This window comes from Pseudomonas sp. Irchel s3a12 (assembly GCF_900187485.1).
GTDB lineage: Bacteria > Pseudomonadota > Gammaproteobacteria > Pseudomonadales > Pseudomonadaceae > Aquipseudomonas > Aquipseudomonas neuropathica.
This window is the reverse complement of sequence record NZ_FYDN01000021.1, coordinates 1-16,570: the sequence shown is the minus strand read 5'-3', so window position 1 is coordinate 16,570 and position 16,570 is coordinate 1. Positions and strand designations below refer to the sequence as shown.

The following is a 16,570-nucleotide window of genomic DNA, read 5'->3' as shown; positions in this document are numbered from 1 at the left end:
GATGAGCTCACCTCGACCCTCCGGCCCGCGAAAGGTCCTCTGTGACCGCATTGCCCCATACCGCCGGAATCAAAGACCCCGGCGTTCCCGCCACCAGGTTTTCATCAACAAAACGGCCATCGACCAGACCGACGCTGGGGACGCTTACTGGGATAATCCATAGGTTGCTCGTTCCTTTGAAATGACAAATGACCGGCGCCGGCACAACGATCTCTGTGGACCTGTTCACGGTCTGTTTTCTGAAAAAAAGCCCACACGGGTGCGGGCGTTGAGTATTTTTTAATATTTCGACAACATCTTTCGGCCTTAAATAATGGAAGGTAGATTTTCAACACTTCACGATACTTTCAGCATAAGCAAAGCAGGTACTACCGGACGATGTGTTCGTACTGGAAAAAGCTCCGACCCAGGCCAATCCCGTAGGGTCTGTATATAAATAAGCAACTCAGTGAAGCTATTAGAGTCCAGCGTGCAAGCTCTGCCTATTTCGCTCTCATCCCGATGGCGCTCAAACAGCCACTGAACGCGCTGTATTTCTGCATTTCGCCATATCCTCTCAGCTTTACACAACTCAGAAAATTCGAAGTCACCGTTTTTAACCCACCCCTTACCATTCCAAATATGAAACTCTGTCGGTCGAGGCTCCAAGGTAAATTCAGACGGCAACTCACCTAGGATATCCAGTTCGACACGATCTCCATTATCCGTTCGATATGCAATGCCGTGATATTCAGGAACAATTTTCCACTGCCCCCCCTCTCGAACCGCACACTCGCGAACTCTGACAGACGGTGGGGGGTCAAGATAAGCATTTGCCGGAATAAGCCAGACACCCTCCTCCATCGGAGAAACATCAGCCTGACTTGAAAACAAAAACTTCCCTGTGGCGGGATCACAGTTATAAATAATTTTCATAAAAGCCCCTAGTATTTGATACACGCAAGTAGCGCTATATTTCGCGGGCGAGTCTCCGCGCCTCCAACACTCGAGGTCGAAAAATTATAAGGCCCACTATAGAAATCATCCGTAGAAGTAATCCCACCTCCGGAATTAAAATCGTTTGCCTGATAAGCCGTGACGGTATGCGAATGACTTTGAATCGCATGAGCCTGACTGCTCCCAAATTGGCGACCACTATCCACAGCACGACCATCGTCCCAGCAACGCAAAAATTCACCGCGCAAATCCGGAAGCTTGAACGTACTTGTTCCATCACCCGTTCCATAAGTTGTGCCAACAGCAGAAAACAAAGAGGCGTACGCAACTCTATTGACCGATGCGCCATTTGCTTTCAACCAACCAGCGGGAGCCCCAGGCATTGCGAAATAAGCAACCATACCAGGTGGAGCCAATATGAGTGCTTGCCCGACCTCAAGCGCATCAGTAATCCCATACCCACCTAAAGTGACAGGTTTGTTCTTCATTATCGTAAAGTCAACAAACAACTTAACAGCCGAAACCAATTGATCCTCTTTAACCTCATCAGGTGTTAATCCTGCAGCTTTAACTACATTCAAAATCTCCTGTGTCACTAAGTTCCCCCAACCTGCCGGAATCAATGATCCCGGCGTACCCTTCTCCGGATCCTCATCAACAAACCGCCCATTAACCAAACCAGCACTCGCAACACTTTTTGGGTAATCCATATCTACTCCTAACCCACTATTCTTACACCATCAAAGATCGATCTACAGCGACAACTTCAAGAAAACGAACAACCAAAAGAAAATACCGCGCACACCCACTTTCCTTTTGACACCGTTTTCAACTTCCGTTGAAGGAAAAAACAATCTCCACTCACTTCCGTCATCACTCGCAATCCGTTCACCAGCCCAGAACCGGGCACACTCTTCGGATAATCCATCCCCTCATCCCTCCCTAGTCATAATTGATGTGCACCTTGGTATGCGCCGGTGCGCTGCGGTGAATCAGGCATTCCAGCGCCGAACCCGGGTTGACGCCGAAGCGCTCACCCCAATAGCTCGCGCCGAAACGCCGGCCGAGCAGCAAGCGGCCGCCGGTGTTGAGCGTCCACATGAACTGCGCCTCCCACGTGCCCCAGTGCGCCGAGCCGAAACGCGAGCGGCCCATGCGCGGGGCTTCGAGTTCGGTGATGGTGGCGTTGGGGTAACCCTGGCTTTTGGCGATTTCGAGGTAATAGCCGACGGCCTGGCTGCCGACCGCGAGCAAGCGACGGCGGACGGCGAGGCGGCGGTCGTCGAACAGTGGCGTGGCGCCCAGGCACGGGTCGGGCAGGTTCATCACCCGCTCCCAGTCCGGCACCAGTTCGCTGACCCCGGCCGGGTCCATTTCGTTGAGCAGGTCGGCGGCGCGGGCATCGAGGCGGGCCAGTTCGACGGCGACGCCTTGCAGCACTTCTTCGAGTTCCGGCACGCGTTCCGGGTCCCATGCCGGGCCACTGGGCAGCAAGGCGCGCAGTTGCGCCTGATATTGCGCGGCGGTTCTTATGCCCCCCATACGCAGCCTCCGAAGGTGAGCAGTTCGCTTTGCCCGGCAGGCACGTCAGCGGCCGGCGCGGTCAGGGTGTGATCGTACTCACCACCGGCGCTGCTGATGGCTTCGCGGATATGGCTGATCAGCAACGGCACACCCAGATCGGCCTCACGGTTGTGCAGGTCGCGCAATTGCGCTTCAACGGCGGCACGCACGGCGGTGGTGTCCGGATTGACGCTCTTGAAGCGATACACCACCGGCACCTGAATCGGCCGCTGCACGTGCACTTCCGCAGTCACCGGACGCAGCGGTTCGATGTAGTCCTGAACCTCCGCCAATTGCTCATCGTTGGGCACCGGTTGCGGGTCTTCATCACGCATGATGAACACCGTCACCGTGCCCGGCCCGAGCAGGCCGCCACGACACCAGGCGCGCGTTACGCCCGGCACTTCCAGTGCCCAGGTCTCGTAGTCACTGGCCGAGCCGCCATGGGGAATAACGCGGTAGGAACGGATCACCCGCGAACGCAGCGACTCCAGACTTTCCCGCGCTACGCCGCCGCTGAGTCCCGGTGCCAGCACGACAAAGCTGTTGCCGACCACACCGGCAATCGGCTGCACCGGTGTCAGCGCCAGACCGGCGTCGGCATTGCCCAGACTGCCGGCATCGAGCGCGGCGATCGTGGTGGTGTTGCTGCCATTGACGGTCGTGCGTGCGGTGGTGACTTTGTAGGTGCGGCCATCGCTCGCTTGGAGCAGCGTGTCGACATCCAGCACGGCACCGGCCGTGGCGGTAAAGCTGACGCTGCCGGTGGCGACTTGCGCGGGTTTGCGCGGCTGGTTCAAACGCAGTGCGGCGATGCGCTCCAGGGTCGACTCATCAGCCTTGTCGGGCAGGATCTGCTCGGCAATCCAGTCGAGATAACCGTACAGACCATAAGCCGCACCACCGAGGGTACGGGCCAGCACTTGCGCATCGGACTGGCGCAGCGAATCGCCGGCCAGGTCGCTTTGGGTGCGCTTGATCAGCACCGGCAGCGAAGGGGTTTCAAACGGCATAGATCACCTGCCAACTGTTATCGGGGTTGATGTCCAGACGTTCGCCGTCGGCCAGGGTCAGGACCGTGCGCAGGTTCAGGCGCTGGGCGTCGAGGCGTTCGCTGATGATGTCGATGGCGCTGCAGTGGCCGTCGTCGATCAGCCACTGCAAGGCTTCGCGGGCGTAGAACTCGGCGTCCATCTGCGTTTGTCGGGTCAATTTCACCCGCCTCAGTAGCCATAGCCGCGAGCCGATGCGGTCGTCGGCAACGGTGGGAAAGGTATCGCCCCACCAGCCGAAACGTTCTTCGTCGTCGAGGGCGTCGTCATCGGCGGCGCGGCGCCAGGTGAACAGGCTGATGAGTACGGCGCGGGTCAGCGCGGCGTGGAGGTTCGGGCTGATCAGCATCACTTGCCTCCTGCCGGCGCGCCGGTCTGGCCGCTGCCGGCCTGTACGCCGACGTGCACGTGTTTGATCTGGCTGATGCCGCCGGCCAACTGATCGCCGGTGGAAACGATCTTGCCGGTCTGGTTGATCACCGGCGTATCGAAGTTCACCGCGCTGCTGGCGCGGATGTTCAGCGTGGCGGTTTCGATGTCGATGATCCGCCCGCGTTTGAAATGAATCTTGTCGCCCTCGTCGGTGTAGATCGCCACTTCGCCCGACGCCAGCGATTGCAGGCGATAGCGGCGGTCGGCGATGACCAGCGCGATGGCGTGGGAGCGGTCGCCACCGAGAAAAGTGACGACACCTTCGGCGCCGGCCAGCGGGTTACTGGTGAAGCCGTAGGGTTCGAAATGCTCCATGTCGTCGTTCACTTCGCCGGCGGTGAGGCGCATTTGCAGCGATTGCAGCTTGGATGCCGAATTGGCGAGCACGACAGTGCCGCGCGCCAGCAGGCGTGTCAGTAGGCTCATGGGGTGTCCTTCAAAGAGGCGGCCACGACGCGATCAACTGTAGGAGTGAGCCTGCTCGCGATGGCGGTGGGTCAGGCACTGTGATGTTGAGGCTGCCGACGCTATCGCGAGCAGGCTCACTCCTACAGGGTTCGGTGTCAGGCCGGGGATTTTTTCGGTGGCATTGGATTGGCATCGAAGGTATGCGGCGGCGCCACTTGCAGCGTGGTCACCGAGCCTTGCGCCGACAGCGAATACGTGACTTTGGAAATCAGCATGTCGCCATCAAATCCAAGCACCGGATCCGTGACCTTGACCAGCGTGTTGTGGCGCCACAGATCGCCGTTGGACTGGCGCCAGCCCTGCACCTGATAAGTGGTGGTCTGCGCCCGCCCCATACGGGTGGCGCACTCCCACTGGGCGCGTTGCTGGGCTAGTTCGAACGTCAGCGCGGTGCCCTCGTTGATGATCGTGGTGCGTCGACGTTTGAAGCTCAGATCGGCCGCGCTGGATTCAACCTCGCTGACCGCCGCCCCGCTCTTCTTGTCCGAACCTTTCTGCTGGCCGATCACCCGGTATTCGGAAAACACCTGGCTCTGATCCATCGACGCGCTGGCGGACAAAATATTCTTGCCCAGCTCCAGCGCATCACTGGCCCGCCCACCGCTGCCCGGCTTGGCCAGCACCAGCCGACCCTGCTCGTCATCGGTGGAAAACACCCGCAGCAGCGAGAGCAAACGGTCGATCGACTGAAACACCGTTTCTCCCGGCACAATCGTGTGTTTGGTCAGCCGCGCGGTCTCGGGGATTTCATTGACCACCATCAGCCCGTACTCCATCGCCAGCGCCTGAACAATGCTCAGCAGCGGTTGTTCCTGCCACTGGTTCGGCGTGTTCCTGGCAGCGCAATCGACCAGATCCTGAGTCTTGGAACTGCCCTCGATGCTCAGGCTGATCTGGCGTCCGTCATAGCGAATCGGGGCCTTGAACACATAGCCGGTGAGCACCAGGTCCTGGCCGATTTTCACTTCGCAGGGGTCACCCGGTTTGATCCGCTGATCCACCGTCTGCCCTGGCCACTGCCAGGTGATGTCGAGTTTGAAGGTGCGGAACTGGCGCTCCAGATCAGCGGTGATTTCCACGTTTTTCCAGCCGCCGTATTCCATGTTGTTGACGGTCAGCGTGACATGGTTGTCCATTACGTCCATGACTACTCCCGAGAGACTTTCACGTCGTTGGGTGGCAGGTACAACGGGTTGGTCGCTCCGTTACGCTGGACCACTTCGGTCACCCGTGTCGCATCACTGAATTGTTTGTAAGCCACTACCAGTGCCGGCAAACTTTCCTGAAACGACTTGGTGACCAGACGCACCCCCGATGACGCTACGGCTTTGAGGTGCGCCACCAGAGCATCCTGCACGTCGCTGATAGCCTGATAGTGCGCTGGACCGGCTTTGTTTTTGGCCATTTGGAGCGCCTCGACCAAGTCCTTTTGAAGCGCCTGTAAATCGTCGGTAGCCGGCACTTCCTGTCGAGAAATCGGCTGCTTCGACTGCTGATCCAAGGAAGGGGTCGACAGCAACTTCACCGGTTTCGCCGCCACCGGCATTGAGGCAACCCATTGCGCCACTTTGACAATCAGAGTGTCCTGCACCAGATCGGCCATGGCTTGCGCCGCCGCATTGGTGTCCTTGCCCGTGGTGATCTTCGGCGCATCAGCCTTGCGGATCGCTTCGAGTTGTTGGGACACGTCGGCAATCACGCCACGGTAGCCCTCCTTCGCGAACGCCTTGAGCTCCTTGATATCGCCGAGCAACCCCTTGAACTCCGCCGCCACTTCCTTGGGCAACTCCTTGACGGCTCTGACCAGTTCAGTGATTTCCTTGTATTGCGCGATCAGTGGTTTCAGCTGTTCCTTAATCACATCGAACACCCCGGTCAGGCTGTTTCGCAGATTGTTAATGCCAATCCGTGCCGCTTGAATCCGGACAATGACCTCTTCGAAACGCGACACTGCTGACCCCAGCAAAGTGTCAGCCTTGGCCAACAGGACTTTTTGCGTACTGACGGTGGCAGTCGGAAACGGCAACGGCCGGTCGGGGTAGAACTTCAGACTGAACGTCACCAGCCCGCCGTCCTGGCGGGTATGGGTCATGTCGCACTCACCGACCTTGACTTGCAGGCGCCCGAGCCACGGGTGCACCAGCTCACCATTGCCCGCCTCCAATGCCTTGAGCAGCTTGTCGCGCTGCTCCAGGCAGTCGGCGCCGATGATGAATGCCGTGATTTCGTGAGTCTTGGCCTGCTGGCCCAGATCCTCGAAATACGGCAGGTCGCGTTGCGGGTATTCATGCAACTGACCTTTGCGACCGACCGGGGTTTTCGCCTGATCGATCCAGAAGCCGACACCACGAAAAGATGCCGGCAACAAACGGTCACGCCAGTTCATTGGAACCTCCTGCCGACAGCGAGCGATAGCCGATGCGCGAAGACAGCGCCAGCCCTGGTTGATTGGTTTGCGGTTGATCGGTACGCAGCCCTGCCGGCGCATTTTCGAAGCGCACGGTCAGGCCGCCTTCGAGTTGCGTGCGGTTGTTGATTGCGCTTTGTTGAATCAGTGCGCCAGAACTCTGTGGCAACGAACCACTTTGCAGTGCACCGTTGGCTGCTTGCGGTGTTGCTCCGAAGAACGCGGGTGCCAGTTCGCCTTTGCCTTCGGCATTGGTCTGGCGTTGCGCTTCGGTGAACGTTTCAACCTTGCCGGTGACCTTGGCGATCAGTCCGGCAAAGCCGCCGTCGAACAGCTCTTTGATCGGCGCAATCACGGTTTGCAGTTTTTGCCACAACTCGCCGAACCACTCGGTGATCGGCCCCCAGTTCTTGATGATCTGCCCCAACGGCGTCCATTCGAACATGTTGTGCAAAAACTCGAGTACCGGTGCGGCCAACGCCTGCACCACGCCCCACAGCGCCGAAAAGACTTCGCTGATCGGTTGCCAGTACATCGCGATCTGTTCCAGCGGCGACCATTCGAACAGGCTCTGGAAGAAGCTTTTGATCTGCTGCGCCGAGGTTTGCAATGCGGCCCAGATCGGTTCGAAGAACGTGACGATGCTGCCCCAGTTGTTGACGATCATCCCCAGTGGGGAATAGTCGAACAACGTGCCGAAGAAGTCCTTGATCGCTTGCGCCGCAGGTTGCAGCGCCGCCCAGATCGAGGCGAAGAACCCGGTGATCGATCCCCAGTTGTTGATGATCATCCCCAACGGTGTCCAGTCGAACAGACCTTTGAGGAACGTCATCACCGGCACACTCAAGGCCTTGAGCAAGTCCCAGATTGCCGAAAACAGACCGGTCAGCGGCGCCCAGTTTTCCAGGATCATGCCGGCGGGCGTCCACGAGAACACCGATTTGAAAAAGTCGATCACTGGCGCGGTGACCGCTTTGACCTTGTCCCAGATCCCGGAGAAAAATCCCTCGATCGGTGACCACAGCGCCGCCAGCGCATCCAGCGGTCGCCAATCGAGGATCGAGCGCAACGTCGCCATCGCACTCAAACCGATGTTTTTCACGCCCTCCCACATGCCTTTGAAGAAAAGGCTGATCGGCGTCCAGTTGGCATAAATCAAACCGGCTGCCACTGCGATACCCATGGCGATCAACATGATCGGATTGGTCTTGAGCACCATGCTCATGACGTCCATCACCTGGGTCATGCCGGTAACGGCGGTTTGCATGGCAGAGAAGGCAATCGCCCCCGCCGCCAGGCCTTCGACCAGTTTCGGGTTGTCGGCGAGCAGGCTGCCGACCTGGGTCAGCATCGGTTCCAGCCCGACCACCAATGCGCCCACCGCCGGCACCAGTGCGGCATCGACGGCTGCGGAAACCTTTTCCATCGATGCACTGAACACGTTCATGTTTTGCGCAGCGACTTTCGGCGTAGCGGGCAGGTCGACGGTTTTTGCCGTGTCGCTGACTTCGGTCAATTTGCCCTGAAACGCCGCCGCCGATTTGATCCCGTCCACGAACGGCGTGATCACGCTGCCGCCCTTGAACAGGCCACTGATGTCCAGCTTACCGAGGCCGGTCTGTTCGAGGTTGTTCTTGAAGCTCTCGACCTTGACTCGCAGGGCGCCAAGTTTGGGCGACAGTTCATCGATGCCCGTAATCAGCACCGGCGTTTTCACTTTGTTTTCTTCGTCTGCCATCACTGCACCTGCTGCATCGCATTGATCCGTTGCGCGTGCTCCAGCGATTCGCGGAGCACATCCAGTGGCCTGGCCATCATCTGTTCGGGGTCAACCTTCCAGAACCAGGCCAGGTCATAGGCGACGGCGATCAGGTCGGTGATGGCGCCGACGCCGCACTCATGAAAAAACTCGCAACGGCCCAGCTCAGCGCATTGAGGTCAGCCAGATCCAACTGGTTGACCGACGACGGTGGAATACCGGCGCACACAGCGATGTATTTGGCCGCCACGTCCATGTCGAGGCTGACTTCTTCGCTCTTGTCGATCTTGTACGGCAGCGCCTTGATCGCTCGCACCTCCTGCACCGTCGGACGGCGCAGAAGGAGTTCGGTCAGGGGCTCGCCGTGAGCTTCGATCGCAACCTGAAGCTTCACGGCGCCGCTCATTGCCAGGTCCCCTTGATGCCTTCGAATTTCAGTTCGATGGTGGCGTCATCACCTTTGGAGACTGGCTCCTCGACCAGATAGGCGCCGGCCAGTACGTAGACTTTGCCGTTGCTGAATTCGCAGGTGACGGTGATGTCGGTGCCTTCAATCAGCTTCTTCAGCGGGAAGTCGGCGGTGTGCAGCGCGGTCACTTTGAACGACGGCGCAATGTCGGTTTCCTTGTAGAAGCCGGGTACGACGGTTTCGCGTTTGACCGCCATCAGCGGGGCTTCGCAGCCGCCATTGATGGTCAGTTGTGCGCCGTCGACTTTGACGTAGCAGGTGCCTGCAATCAGTTGACCCATGGTGTTACTCCCTTGAATAAAAAAGCCCACACGCGGTGGGCTGAATGCTGGTGGTCAAACGCGGCGATCAAGCCGCGTCGTCGTACTGCAGACGGAACTGGTTGAGCAGTGCGAACACGCGCAGACCGTTGATGTAATCCGGCGGGAACAGCACGTTCACGCGGCTCGGGTCCTGCACGTCGCGCTCGACGATCAGATGCTCGGCGAACAGCTCGGCGTTCTCGACGTGACCTTCCAGTTCGAGCTTGGCGTACTGCGCGATCAGTTCACCGCGAATGGTCGCCGGGGTGACGATCGGCTGGCCGGCGCCGAAGCGGGTGCCGTCGGAGGCCAGTTTGTGCCGGCCGTACTTGCTGGTGATCACGCTTTGCAGACGGCGCACGATGAACGCCGACTGGTGCATGGTTTCGCTGTCCAGGTAGGAGTTGTCGGCCTGACCGTAAGCGTTTTTCTGGTAAGTGGTAATCGAGCGCTGGATGCGCACGTAGCCGCCTTCGTAGTACGCGGTGGCGATGCCGTAGTTGAGCAGCGACTGACGCTCGGTCAGGGTGAAGCGCTCACTCGCCGGTGCCGGGTCAACGCCCGGCAGGCTGCCGCTCTGGGTCGGACGGCTGGCGTCGGCAGAGATGAATACGGCGGTGCGTGCAGCCAGTGCGGCGGCTTGTACCCAGAACGGTTGCGGAACGCCCGGCTCCAGCGCCTGAATGGTCATGTGCTGGTCATTGCGTGCCTGGCCGGCAGCAACCAGAGTGCCGACAGTGCCGCGTTTGGCGCTGTAGACGTGACCGAACAGTTGCTTGGCCCACGACCAGCGACCGGTGCTGTCATCCATGACCGCTTGCCAGGTGTTGAGGGTCGACAGATCGGACCATGGCAGTGCGATGAACTCGAACGGTTCATCACCCAGGGCCGCGATGGCTTCAACCTGATCCGGCACACCGGCGCCGCCGGTCATGGCGGTGACTGCAGTGGTCAGGCCGGCCGGGGTGTCTTCGCCGTTGCTCTTGCCCAGGCGATTGAATTGCAGGCTGATGTCGTTACCGCTGTCGCCAGTCCATTTGGCATTCAGGGTGACCACACCTTCGGCAGCGGCAGCGCTGACCGGCAGGTCGGCGGTGGCGTTGATTTTCTGCGCCAGGGCGGTGGCCGCTTGGGCAGCGGTGGCACCGTTGACCACGGTGGCTTGCACACGCACGCCGCCGACATACAGATTGAGCACGCCGGCCTGAGTGGCGGTGCCGGTCAGGGTCAGCACGCCTTTGGCGATCGCGCCTTCGGTGTTGTGCAGCGGCAGGCACCAGATCTCACCGATCGGGTCGGCCTTGCGGAAGGTCTCGTACATCGAGGCGAGCATCGAGCCTTGGCCGCCGATGCTCTTGGCCAGCGCAACGCTGGACACCAGCACCAGTTTGCCGACTTCCGTCGGCGCGATGTTGTCGTTGACCTGAGCGACGATCAGACGACGCAGGGTCGAACTCGCGCTATTGGCGGCCGAGTTGTCCATTTCGGCATAGAACAGCGGTACACGAATGTCCGCGGGGATGTTGCTGAATCCGATCGCCATTATTTGGCTCCCTTTTGTTTGGCTGGTGCGGTTTTGAGGGTGATATCGCCGTCGGCCAGACGTCGGCGCCACCAGGCGCTGTCCAGCACTTCACGGCCTTCGAGCGGCAGCAGATCGCCGGCCTCCGGGTCCGGTACGACACGGCCAGCGGCCGGCAGTACGGTGATGCGATTGCTCATGGGGTTACGTCTCCAGAGAAAGTCATTTCCACGCGCCCATCGGGGCCCGGGCGTTTCAGGTTGGGGTCGGCGGGGTCGATCGCATCGACCCGCACGGTGACCCCGGTAAAGGACGACAAACCGTCCAGTTCGCGTTCGTGCCAACTCTCCGCAGGCTGACTCGGCAGATTGCGGCCAAGCTGGAACTCGGCAAAAAAGCGCAGCCGGTAAAAGGCGCGGCTGCTGTTGATCGAGACCATCTCGCCGCCGTCGTAAACGATGGCGCTGTAGGTCGAATCTGGTTTGAAACCGACCAGCGCGCGCCACAACTCGGCGCGCAGGTCGTGCAACAGATCCAGCGCTTTTGTAGCGTCGGTGGCGTCAAGCACCAGGACGATTTCGAAGCGGTCGCGGATCGGTTGAGTGGTGAGGTTTTGGGTGGTGCTTTCACTCGCCAAGTCGGCCAGTGGCAGCATGTGGGCCGAAGGTGTCGGCAGATCCGGGTTGCCTTGTAGCAGCGCCAGATCGACACCCACCGAAATGTGATTGGCAAAGCCAGGGCATTGCCCACGCAATTGCGTGAGGATCGGGGTGATCTTCATGGGGGTGTTCCAAAATAGTGGGAGTTACCGCAGGCCCCTGTAGGAGTGAGCCTGCTCGCGATAGCGGTGTGTCAGGCGCGTTGGTTTTGAATGTGGCACCGCTATCGCGAGCAGGCTCACTCCTACAGGGTGGCTCGTGGGTCAGTCTTTGGACTCGGCTTTGGGGTCGAGGCACGACGCATCGATCAGGCAGCGATAGCTGTTCTCTCGATTGCCACTGGCGGTGACCCTGTCGATCGACCAGCGTCCGCGCATGAAGTCCGGCCAGGTGTCATCGAGCAGCACCAGGCCTTCGGCCGCCAACCGTGGATCGCCCGGGCAGGTGATCTTCACCTTGAACTTTTGCCGGAGCATCTTGCGCACTTCACCCTCGCCGACGGCGATGGCATCCGCTTCGTTGGGTTGCTTCTGGCGGATGGTCTTGAACGGCGCAAGCCCGGTTTCGACCCAGCGCAACACGCCTGTCGCCGCATCGACAAAACAGGTCTTGCAGCCTTTGGCCTGCTCGCGGGCGGATTCTTCCAGAGTGGCGCTGATAAAGGCATGATCGCCGGGGCGGTTGTTGCGGGTCACCGACAAGGTCACATCCGCCAGCGTCTGCCCCGACAACGATTTGGTCTGGCCGGACCGCGCCAGCACGTAAATCTGATCGTACGGTTTGGCGACCACGTTGTACTTCATCGCCAATCGAGTCAGAAAGCCCATGTCGGTTTCGTTGGTCTGATCAATGTGCTCGATACGGATCAACGACACATCGGGAGCGACCCGCGGTGAAAAGCCGTGTCGCAATACCAGCTCGCGAAACAATCCACCCAGCGTCGTTGGCCCGTGACTGGCGGTACGTCGCTGCTTGAAGCCGGTTTCATCATCCTTGCTGAATGGCGCCGCAGTGGCTACCAATGTCAGGCGGAACGGGAACAGCGTCGGCGTCAGGCGAGTGACTTTGAATTGGCCTTTGTCGACCATGCCCGATTCCAGGTAACCGACTTTCAGGCCGATTCGGCCACCGAGACTCGGCAAACCGTCGAGACCTTCAAGGTCCACCGTCAACGTCAGTTGGTCCGACTCGATGCCCGCGGCATCGATATGTTCCCAACTGATCAGACGCTGATTGAGCAGGGCCGCATGGGCGCCGTAGATTTCTACCGCCGGGGTAAAACCCAGTGTCATGCGACCTCCTTAATCCCAGGCTGTGAGCGGTTTGATTGCGGCGGGTTTGCTGTCGAGTTCAGGCAGTGCGATCCAGATGCCCGCAGGCAGGATCGGACCATGCTCGGCCAGCGTCGGATTAAGTTTCCACAGCGCTTCTTCAGCCACATCATCGCTGCGCCCCGTTTCGCGGTAGAGCAGCAGATTCACCGAATCACCGGCCACGCTTCGTACCTTACGCATTGTTGAACTCCGCCAATTCGATGACCCAATCGACCACCATCGCCGTACCGTCATCGATGATCTGGGTCTGGGTTTCCTGAACGCTGTTGATCCGCCACAAGCCCCAATTGCGACCGATGCCGTCAATCAATGGCAGCGGTATGCGCAGTGCCTGTAAGGCGCGCAATTCATCCAGCCGATCCATGGCCACGGCGTACATCGACTTGCCGGTGATGGTCAGGGTTTCCGGCTTCTGCCCGGTCTGACTGGATTTGGGTTTGCTAGTGAGAATCTGTATTTCTGTCCAGCCGCCATCGGACTTGCGCAACAACGAGTGGTACGCAAACTGGCGCGAGAGGCCAAAGATGAAACTGCCCAATGCCATTTGTTGTTTCATCAGGCGACTCCATCGGTCAGAGCTGCGTCACGGCGGGTGGCGAGAGGGTTGTTGGTCAACAGCGGCAGGAACTGGCCGTGGAATTGCCCACTCAGTTGCTGCCCGATGATTGTGCGGATTTGTTCAGCCGTGTCCGGAGCCGGACAGGTGACCTGGATCAAGGGCGAGAAGGTGACTTGCTGGTTTTGGCTTTGGGAGGGAGCGTTGACCAGATTTTTCGCGACATCTCCCGGCGCAGAGAGTTTGTCGGCGGGCGGGCTGGCGAGTTTTTCCCCCAGGTATGATCCCGCTAATCCACCCAGGACTCCCCCGATGGCTGTACCGACAACGGGAAGAAAAAGCGAGCCGACGGCCGCGCCAATGGCTGTACCCGCTAACTCACCTGTTGCCGCTCCCACGGCTTTGTCATCGCCCTCACGCCAGCCTTTCAGGCCTTTGTAAGCGGCGTGTGCAATCATCAATGGTGCAGCGACTTTACCTACAATAGGCGCAGCTCGAGACAGCATAGGCATAACCTTGGCGCCTGCGCTCCGCACTGCGGGCAAGACCTTGGCAGCCGTGCTTTTGATGGCAGGCATAACCTTGAGCGCTGCACCGCGTAAGCGATTGCCCAGGCTTTGGCGAGCAGTTGGAGTGCGCGGCGGAGCACTTTTCGCCGGGGTCTTGGCCCGTTTGCCTTGACCCGGCCTGCGTGCTGATCGTTTCTTTTTGCGACCGCCATTGTCGTCATCCTCACCGACGATCATTTCGCCGATTTCAGACGGTAAACGCGCAGCCGCCAAGCGCAAAAGTCTTGTCGAAACCGCGTCGAGCACTGAGGACACACCGGTCTTCAGCGCGCCCGCTACGAACGGCGTGGCAGCTACCCCAAGCAAAGTCAGTGCAGCGGTGACGAACGGGAAGGATTCGGCCGCCGCGCTCAGTTCATTGACCACAGCAGTCAGCGCCACTGCAAAGCCGTCTGTCATCGGGGCCAATGAATTGCCGACCGCCGTGGAAAGCCTGTTCAGACTCGCATCCAGCGCATTCCAGCGTCCCTGCGATGTATTGCCATAAGCCTCAGCGGTTTGCGCCGCCGAACCTGCATCCTCACCGCGTTTGGATGTTGCATACAGGGATTTGTCAGAAACCAGTTTGAACGCAGTTTGAGCATCCTCAGGCTTCTTCAACAACTCAAGGATTGCATCATCGTTGCCAAACAGCGTTTTTGTCAGTGAAGCCTGTTTCTCTTCAGGTTGTTTCCTGAGTTCTTCCAGAACCAACTTAATCGTTTGGGGGGCATCTTCACTCATCCCACGTGCCAGCGACTCGGGGTTCAGCCCCATTTCGGCCCAGGCCGAGCGCTGCGCCGATGAGGCGGACTGACCTTTACCCAGAACCGTCGTGAAACTCTTCAGCGCCGCTGCGGCATCTGTCTTATTAGCGCCACTGTTCAGAAATGCTGCCGCAAGTGCAGCCACTTGCTCGGGCGTCATCCCTGCAGCTTTGGCGCCCTCCCCGGCACTTTGAACGACGGAACCGATGTCAGCGGTTTTGACGTTCAGGCCACTGTTGCCAAGGTAGCTGGTCGCGTCTGCCAGATCCTGGCTCTGCACCCGATCAAGCTTCAGAGCGGTGCGCCAGCCCGCCAACATCTCGCCAGCAGCCTTGACATCGATCTTGAAGGCCGAGGCATTGATGGCGGCATCACGAGAGAAGTCCTGTAATGCCTCCTTTTTCTGCTCGCCCTTCAGACCATCACTGATGCCGGACCGCAGCGCTGCGAGTTGCACTTGCAGCAAATCCGCGCCAGTAGACCCACTAGGGGCAACCCGTTTATCACTGGCGATTTCCAGGTTCGTTTCCGAGAGCGCCTGAAGCGATTCGTTACTCAGGTGAAGCACCTGATTCAATTCAACCAGCACCGTTTCGTTGGCCATTGCCGACTGAGTGATTTTCGGCGGCGGACGCTGCTCGATCTCGGCGTTGAGTTTTGACTTTGGTTCGCTCGTGGCGGGGGCGGCGGCGCCAGCCTTGAACAACGACTGCTGGCTGACCAGTAGCTCGCGCAGCTTGACCTGCTCCTGAGTCAGCAAACGAATATCCACGCTTGCCAACGCCAATGTGACGTTCAAATCCTGCAGCGGTTTACCGAGGTTGTCGGGCAGCGACAATCCGCCCGTTGTATTGCCGCTCTCACCGGCGTATGTGAGCGCATATCTGTTCTCTGCCATTGCCGCTCTACTCCTGTTTCACGCCAAGGCGAGTGATCGCTATGTCGTAGCGGCGCAACGCCTTTTCGGCGTCCCATTCGAGAATTTCCGCTTCACTTACCGGGTAAATGAGCGGGACGATATCGAGGATTACTTCGATGTCGCGTTCCGAAAGTAGGCCGCCGGCTGGTTTAAAAAATCGTCGATGCGCACCTGCAATTGCGTCCAGTCCGGGACGGTCATCAGGGCCAGATCGGGGATCATCAGGCCGGTGCAATGGGCGGTGATGAACTCGGCGCGTTCCTTGGCCGTTTTCAGTTTCTTCATCACTTTGGTGGCGCGAAGTGCAGGCATTTCCAGCGACAGCGAGGTCACGGTGCGGCCGGTCACGGCGAGCGGTTGCAGCAATTGCACCTGGTCGGGATCGGCGGATTTTTCCGCCTCTTCGACCTGCTCCAGAAAGTATGACGCAGGGCGTGTCGACATCTCGTGCACGTACTGGGCGATGCTCACGTAGTCCGGGCGCTTGAGCTGGTCGAGTTCCTTGACCGACAGGCCGGTGGCGAGCAGGGCCAGTTCGAAGAACTGATCGTCTTCGTCATCGCCGGCGCGTTCCAGCGCTTCTTTCTGTGCGGCGTAGAACAGCGGTTTGAGCTGGATCTGGTTGATCTGCGAACCGTCATCACCGGTGATTGGCGACAGCAGCTCATGCTGGGGTGGCATCCACGACATGTATGAATTCCTTGGTGATTCTTGGGGGTTACTCAATTTCTGCCAGTCACACTGGCCCACTGTGGGAGATTCTATGGTTGAGGGGAAGCCCTCAACTGACTTTTGTCTGGTATTCGCTTTGCCCTTTCAGCAAGGCGAATACCACCCGAGCAAGTTTGCGAGCCAGCATCACCAACGCCTGCGTGGT

The 16,570-nt window shown here is 59.2% G+C and carries 19 protein-coding genes and 2 pseudogenes; all 21 read right to left on the bottom strand.

The window, feature by feature from the left end; translation table 11 throughout:
* Positions 1-31: 31 nt before the first annotated feature.
* Positions 32-161, bottom strand: a pseudogene (locus CKW14_RS30290) (phage tail protein); the annotation flags it as partial.
* A gap of 175 nt (positions 162-336) precedes the next feature.
* Complete coding sequence (locus tag CKW14_RS29860; RefSeq protein ID WP_141231839.1) at positions 337-915, bottom strand: phage tail assembly chaperone; 579 nt, start codon at positions 913-915, stop codon at positions 337-339.
* A gap of 8 nt (positions 916-923) precedes the next feature.
* On the bottom strand, positions 924-1,646 hold the full coding sequence (locus tag CKW14_RS30095; RefSeq protein ID WP_218233222.1) for a phage tail protein: 723 nt from the start codon (positions 1,644-1,646) through the stop codon (positions 924-926).
* 232 nt (positions 1,647-1,878) lie between these two features.
* The gene (locus CKW14_RS27615) at positions 1,879-2,478 is read right to left on the bottom strand and encodes a YmfQ family protein (protein WP_016985041.1); all 600 of its coding nucleotides are present in this window, start codon (positions 2,476-2,478) and stop codon (positions 1,879-1,881) included.
* Positions 2,466-3,512, bottom strand: coding sequence for a baseplate J/gp47 family protein (locus tag CKW14_RS27610; RefSeq protein WP_093436475.1), 1,047 nt, complete (start codon positions 3,510-3,512; stop codon positions 2,466-2,468). The genes CKW14_RS27615 and CKW14_RS27610 overlap by 13 nt, the downstream gene beginning before the upstream one ends.
* Positions 3,502-3,900 (bottom strand): phage GP46 family protein, encoded by a 399-nt coding sequence (locus CKW14_RS27605; protein WP_093436478.1) that lies wholly within the window; start codon positions 3,898-3,900, stop codon positions 3,502-3,504. Before CKW14_RS27605 ends, CKW14_RS27610 begins: the two co-directional genes overlap by 11 nt.
* Positions 3,900-4,409: a phage baseplate assembly protein V gene (locus CKW14_RS27600; RefSeq protein ID WP_093436481.1), complete on the bottom strand. Its 510-nt coding sequence runs from the start codon at positions 4,407-4,409 to the stop codon at positions 3,900-3,902. The genes CKW14_RS27605 and CKW14_RS27600 overlap by 1 nt, the downstream gene beginning before the upstream one ends.
* Positions 4,410-4,546: 137 nt before the next feature.
* Positions 4,547-5,596 (bottom strand): phage baseplate assembly protein, encoded by a 1,050-nt coding sequence (locus CKW14_RS27595; RefSeq protein WP_095126529.1) that lies wholly within the window; start codon positions 5,594-5,596, stop codon positions 4,547-4,549.
* Between the two features lie 2 nt (positions 5,597-5,598).
* Complete coding sequence (locus CKW14_RS27590) at positions 5,599-6,837, bottom strand: DNA circularization protein (RefSeq protein ID WP_095126528.1); 1,239 nt, start codon at positions 6,835-6,837, stop codon at positions 5,599-5,601.
* A complete protein-coding gene (locus CKW14_RS27585) occupies positions 6,824-8,596 on the bottom strand; it encodes a phage tail protein (RefSeq protein ID WP_095126527.1) in 1,773 nt (590 codons plus the stop codon). Before CKW14_RS27585 ends, CKW14_RS27590 begins: the two co-directional genes overlap by 14 nt.
* Before the next feature lie 130 nt (positions 8,597-8,726).
* Complete coding sequence (locus CKW14_RS27580; protein WP_095050430.1) at positions 8,727-9,023, bottom strand: phage tail assembly protein; 297 nt, start codon at positions 9,021-9,023, stop codon at positions 8,727-8,729.
* Positions 9,020-9,367 carry a phage tail tube protein gene (locus tag CKW14_RS27575; protein WP_007908779.1) on the bottom strand — a complete coding sequence of 116 codons (348 nt, stop codon included), beginning with the start codon at positions 9,365-9,367 and terminating at the stop codon, positions 9,020-9,022. Before CKW14_RS27575 ends, CKW14_RS27580 begins: the two co-directional genes overlap by 4 nt.
* Before the next feature lie 67 nt (positions 9,368-9,434).
* A complete protein-coding gene (locus CKW14_RS27570) occupies positions 9,435-10,931 on the bottom strand; it encodes a phage tail sheath subtilisin-like domain-containing protein (protein WP_095126526.1) in 1,497 nt (498 codons plus the stop codon).
* Positions 10,931-11,110, bottom strand: coding sequence for a DUF2635 domain-containing protein (locus CKW14_RS27565; RefSeq protein ID WP_034154909.1), 180 nt, complete (start codon positions 11,108-11,110; stop codon positions 10,931-10,933). The genes CKW14_RS27570 and CKW14_RS27565 overlap by 1 nt, the downstream gene beginning before the upstream one ends.
* Complete coding sequence (locus CKW14_RS27560) at positions 11,107-11,691, bottom strand: hypothetical protein (protein WP_095126525.1); 585 nt, start codon at positions 11,689-11,691, stop codon at positions 11,107-11,109. The genes CKW14_RS27565 and CKW14_RS27560 overlap by 4 nt, the downstream gene beginning before the upstream one ends.
* Before the next feature lie 141 nt (positions 11,692-11,832).
* Complete coding sequence (locus tag CKW14_RS27555; RefSeq protein WP_095050427.1) at positions 11,833-12,861, bottom strand: phage tail protein; 1,029 nt, start codon at positions 12,859-12,861, stop codon at positions 11,833-11,835.
* 9 nt (positions 12,862-12,870) lie between these two features.
* Entirely contained in the window at positions 12,871-13,083 is a 213-nt protein-coding gene (locus tag CKW14_RS27550) for a tail protein X (protein ID WP_095050426.1), read from the bottom strand.
* Positions 13,076-13,459: a phage tail protein gene (locus tag CKW14_RS27545; RefSeq protein ID WP_095050425.1), complete on the bottom strand. Its 384-nt coding sequence runs from the start codon at positions 13,457-13,459 to the stop codon at positions 13,076-13,078. The genes CKW14_RS27550 and CKW14_RS27545 overlap by 8 nt, the downstream gene beginning before the upstream one ends.
* Complete coding sequence (locus CKW14_RS27540; RefSeq protein WP_095126524.1) at positions 13,459-15,672, bottom strand: phage tail tape measure protein; 2,214 nt, start codon at positions 15,670-15,672, stop codon at positions 13,459-13,461. The genes CKW14_RS27545 and CKW14_RS27540 overlap by 1 nt, the downstream gene beginning before the upstream one ends.
* Before the next feature lie 129 nt (positions 15,673-15,801).
* On the bottom strand, positions 15,802-16,383 hold the full coding sequence (locus CKW14_RS27535) for a phage tail assembly protein (RefSeq protein WP_095126523.1): 582 nt from the start codon (positions 16,381-16,383) through the stop codon (positions 15,802-15,804).
* 91 nt (positions 16,384-16,474) lie between these two features.
* Positions 16,475-16,570 (bottom strand): annotated as a pseudogene (locus CKW14_RS27530) (IS110 family transposase); the annotation flags it as partial.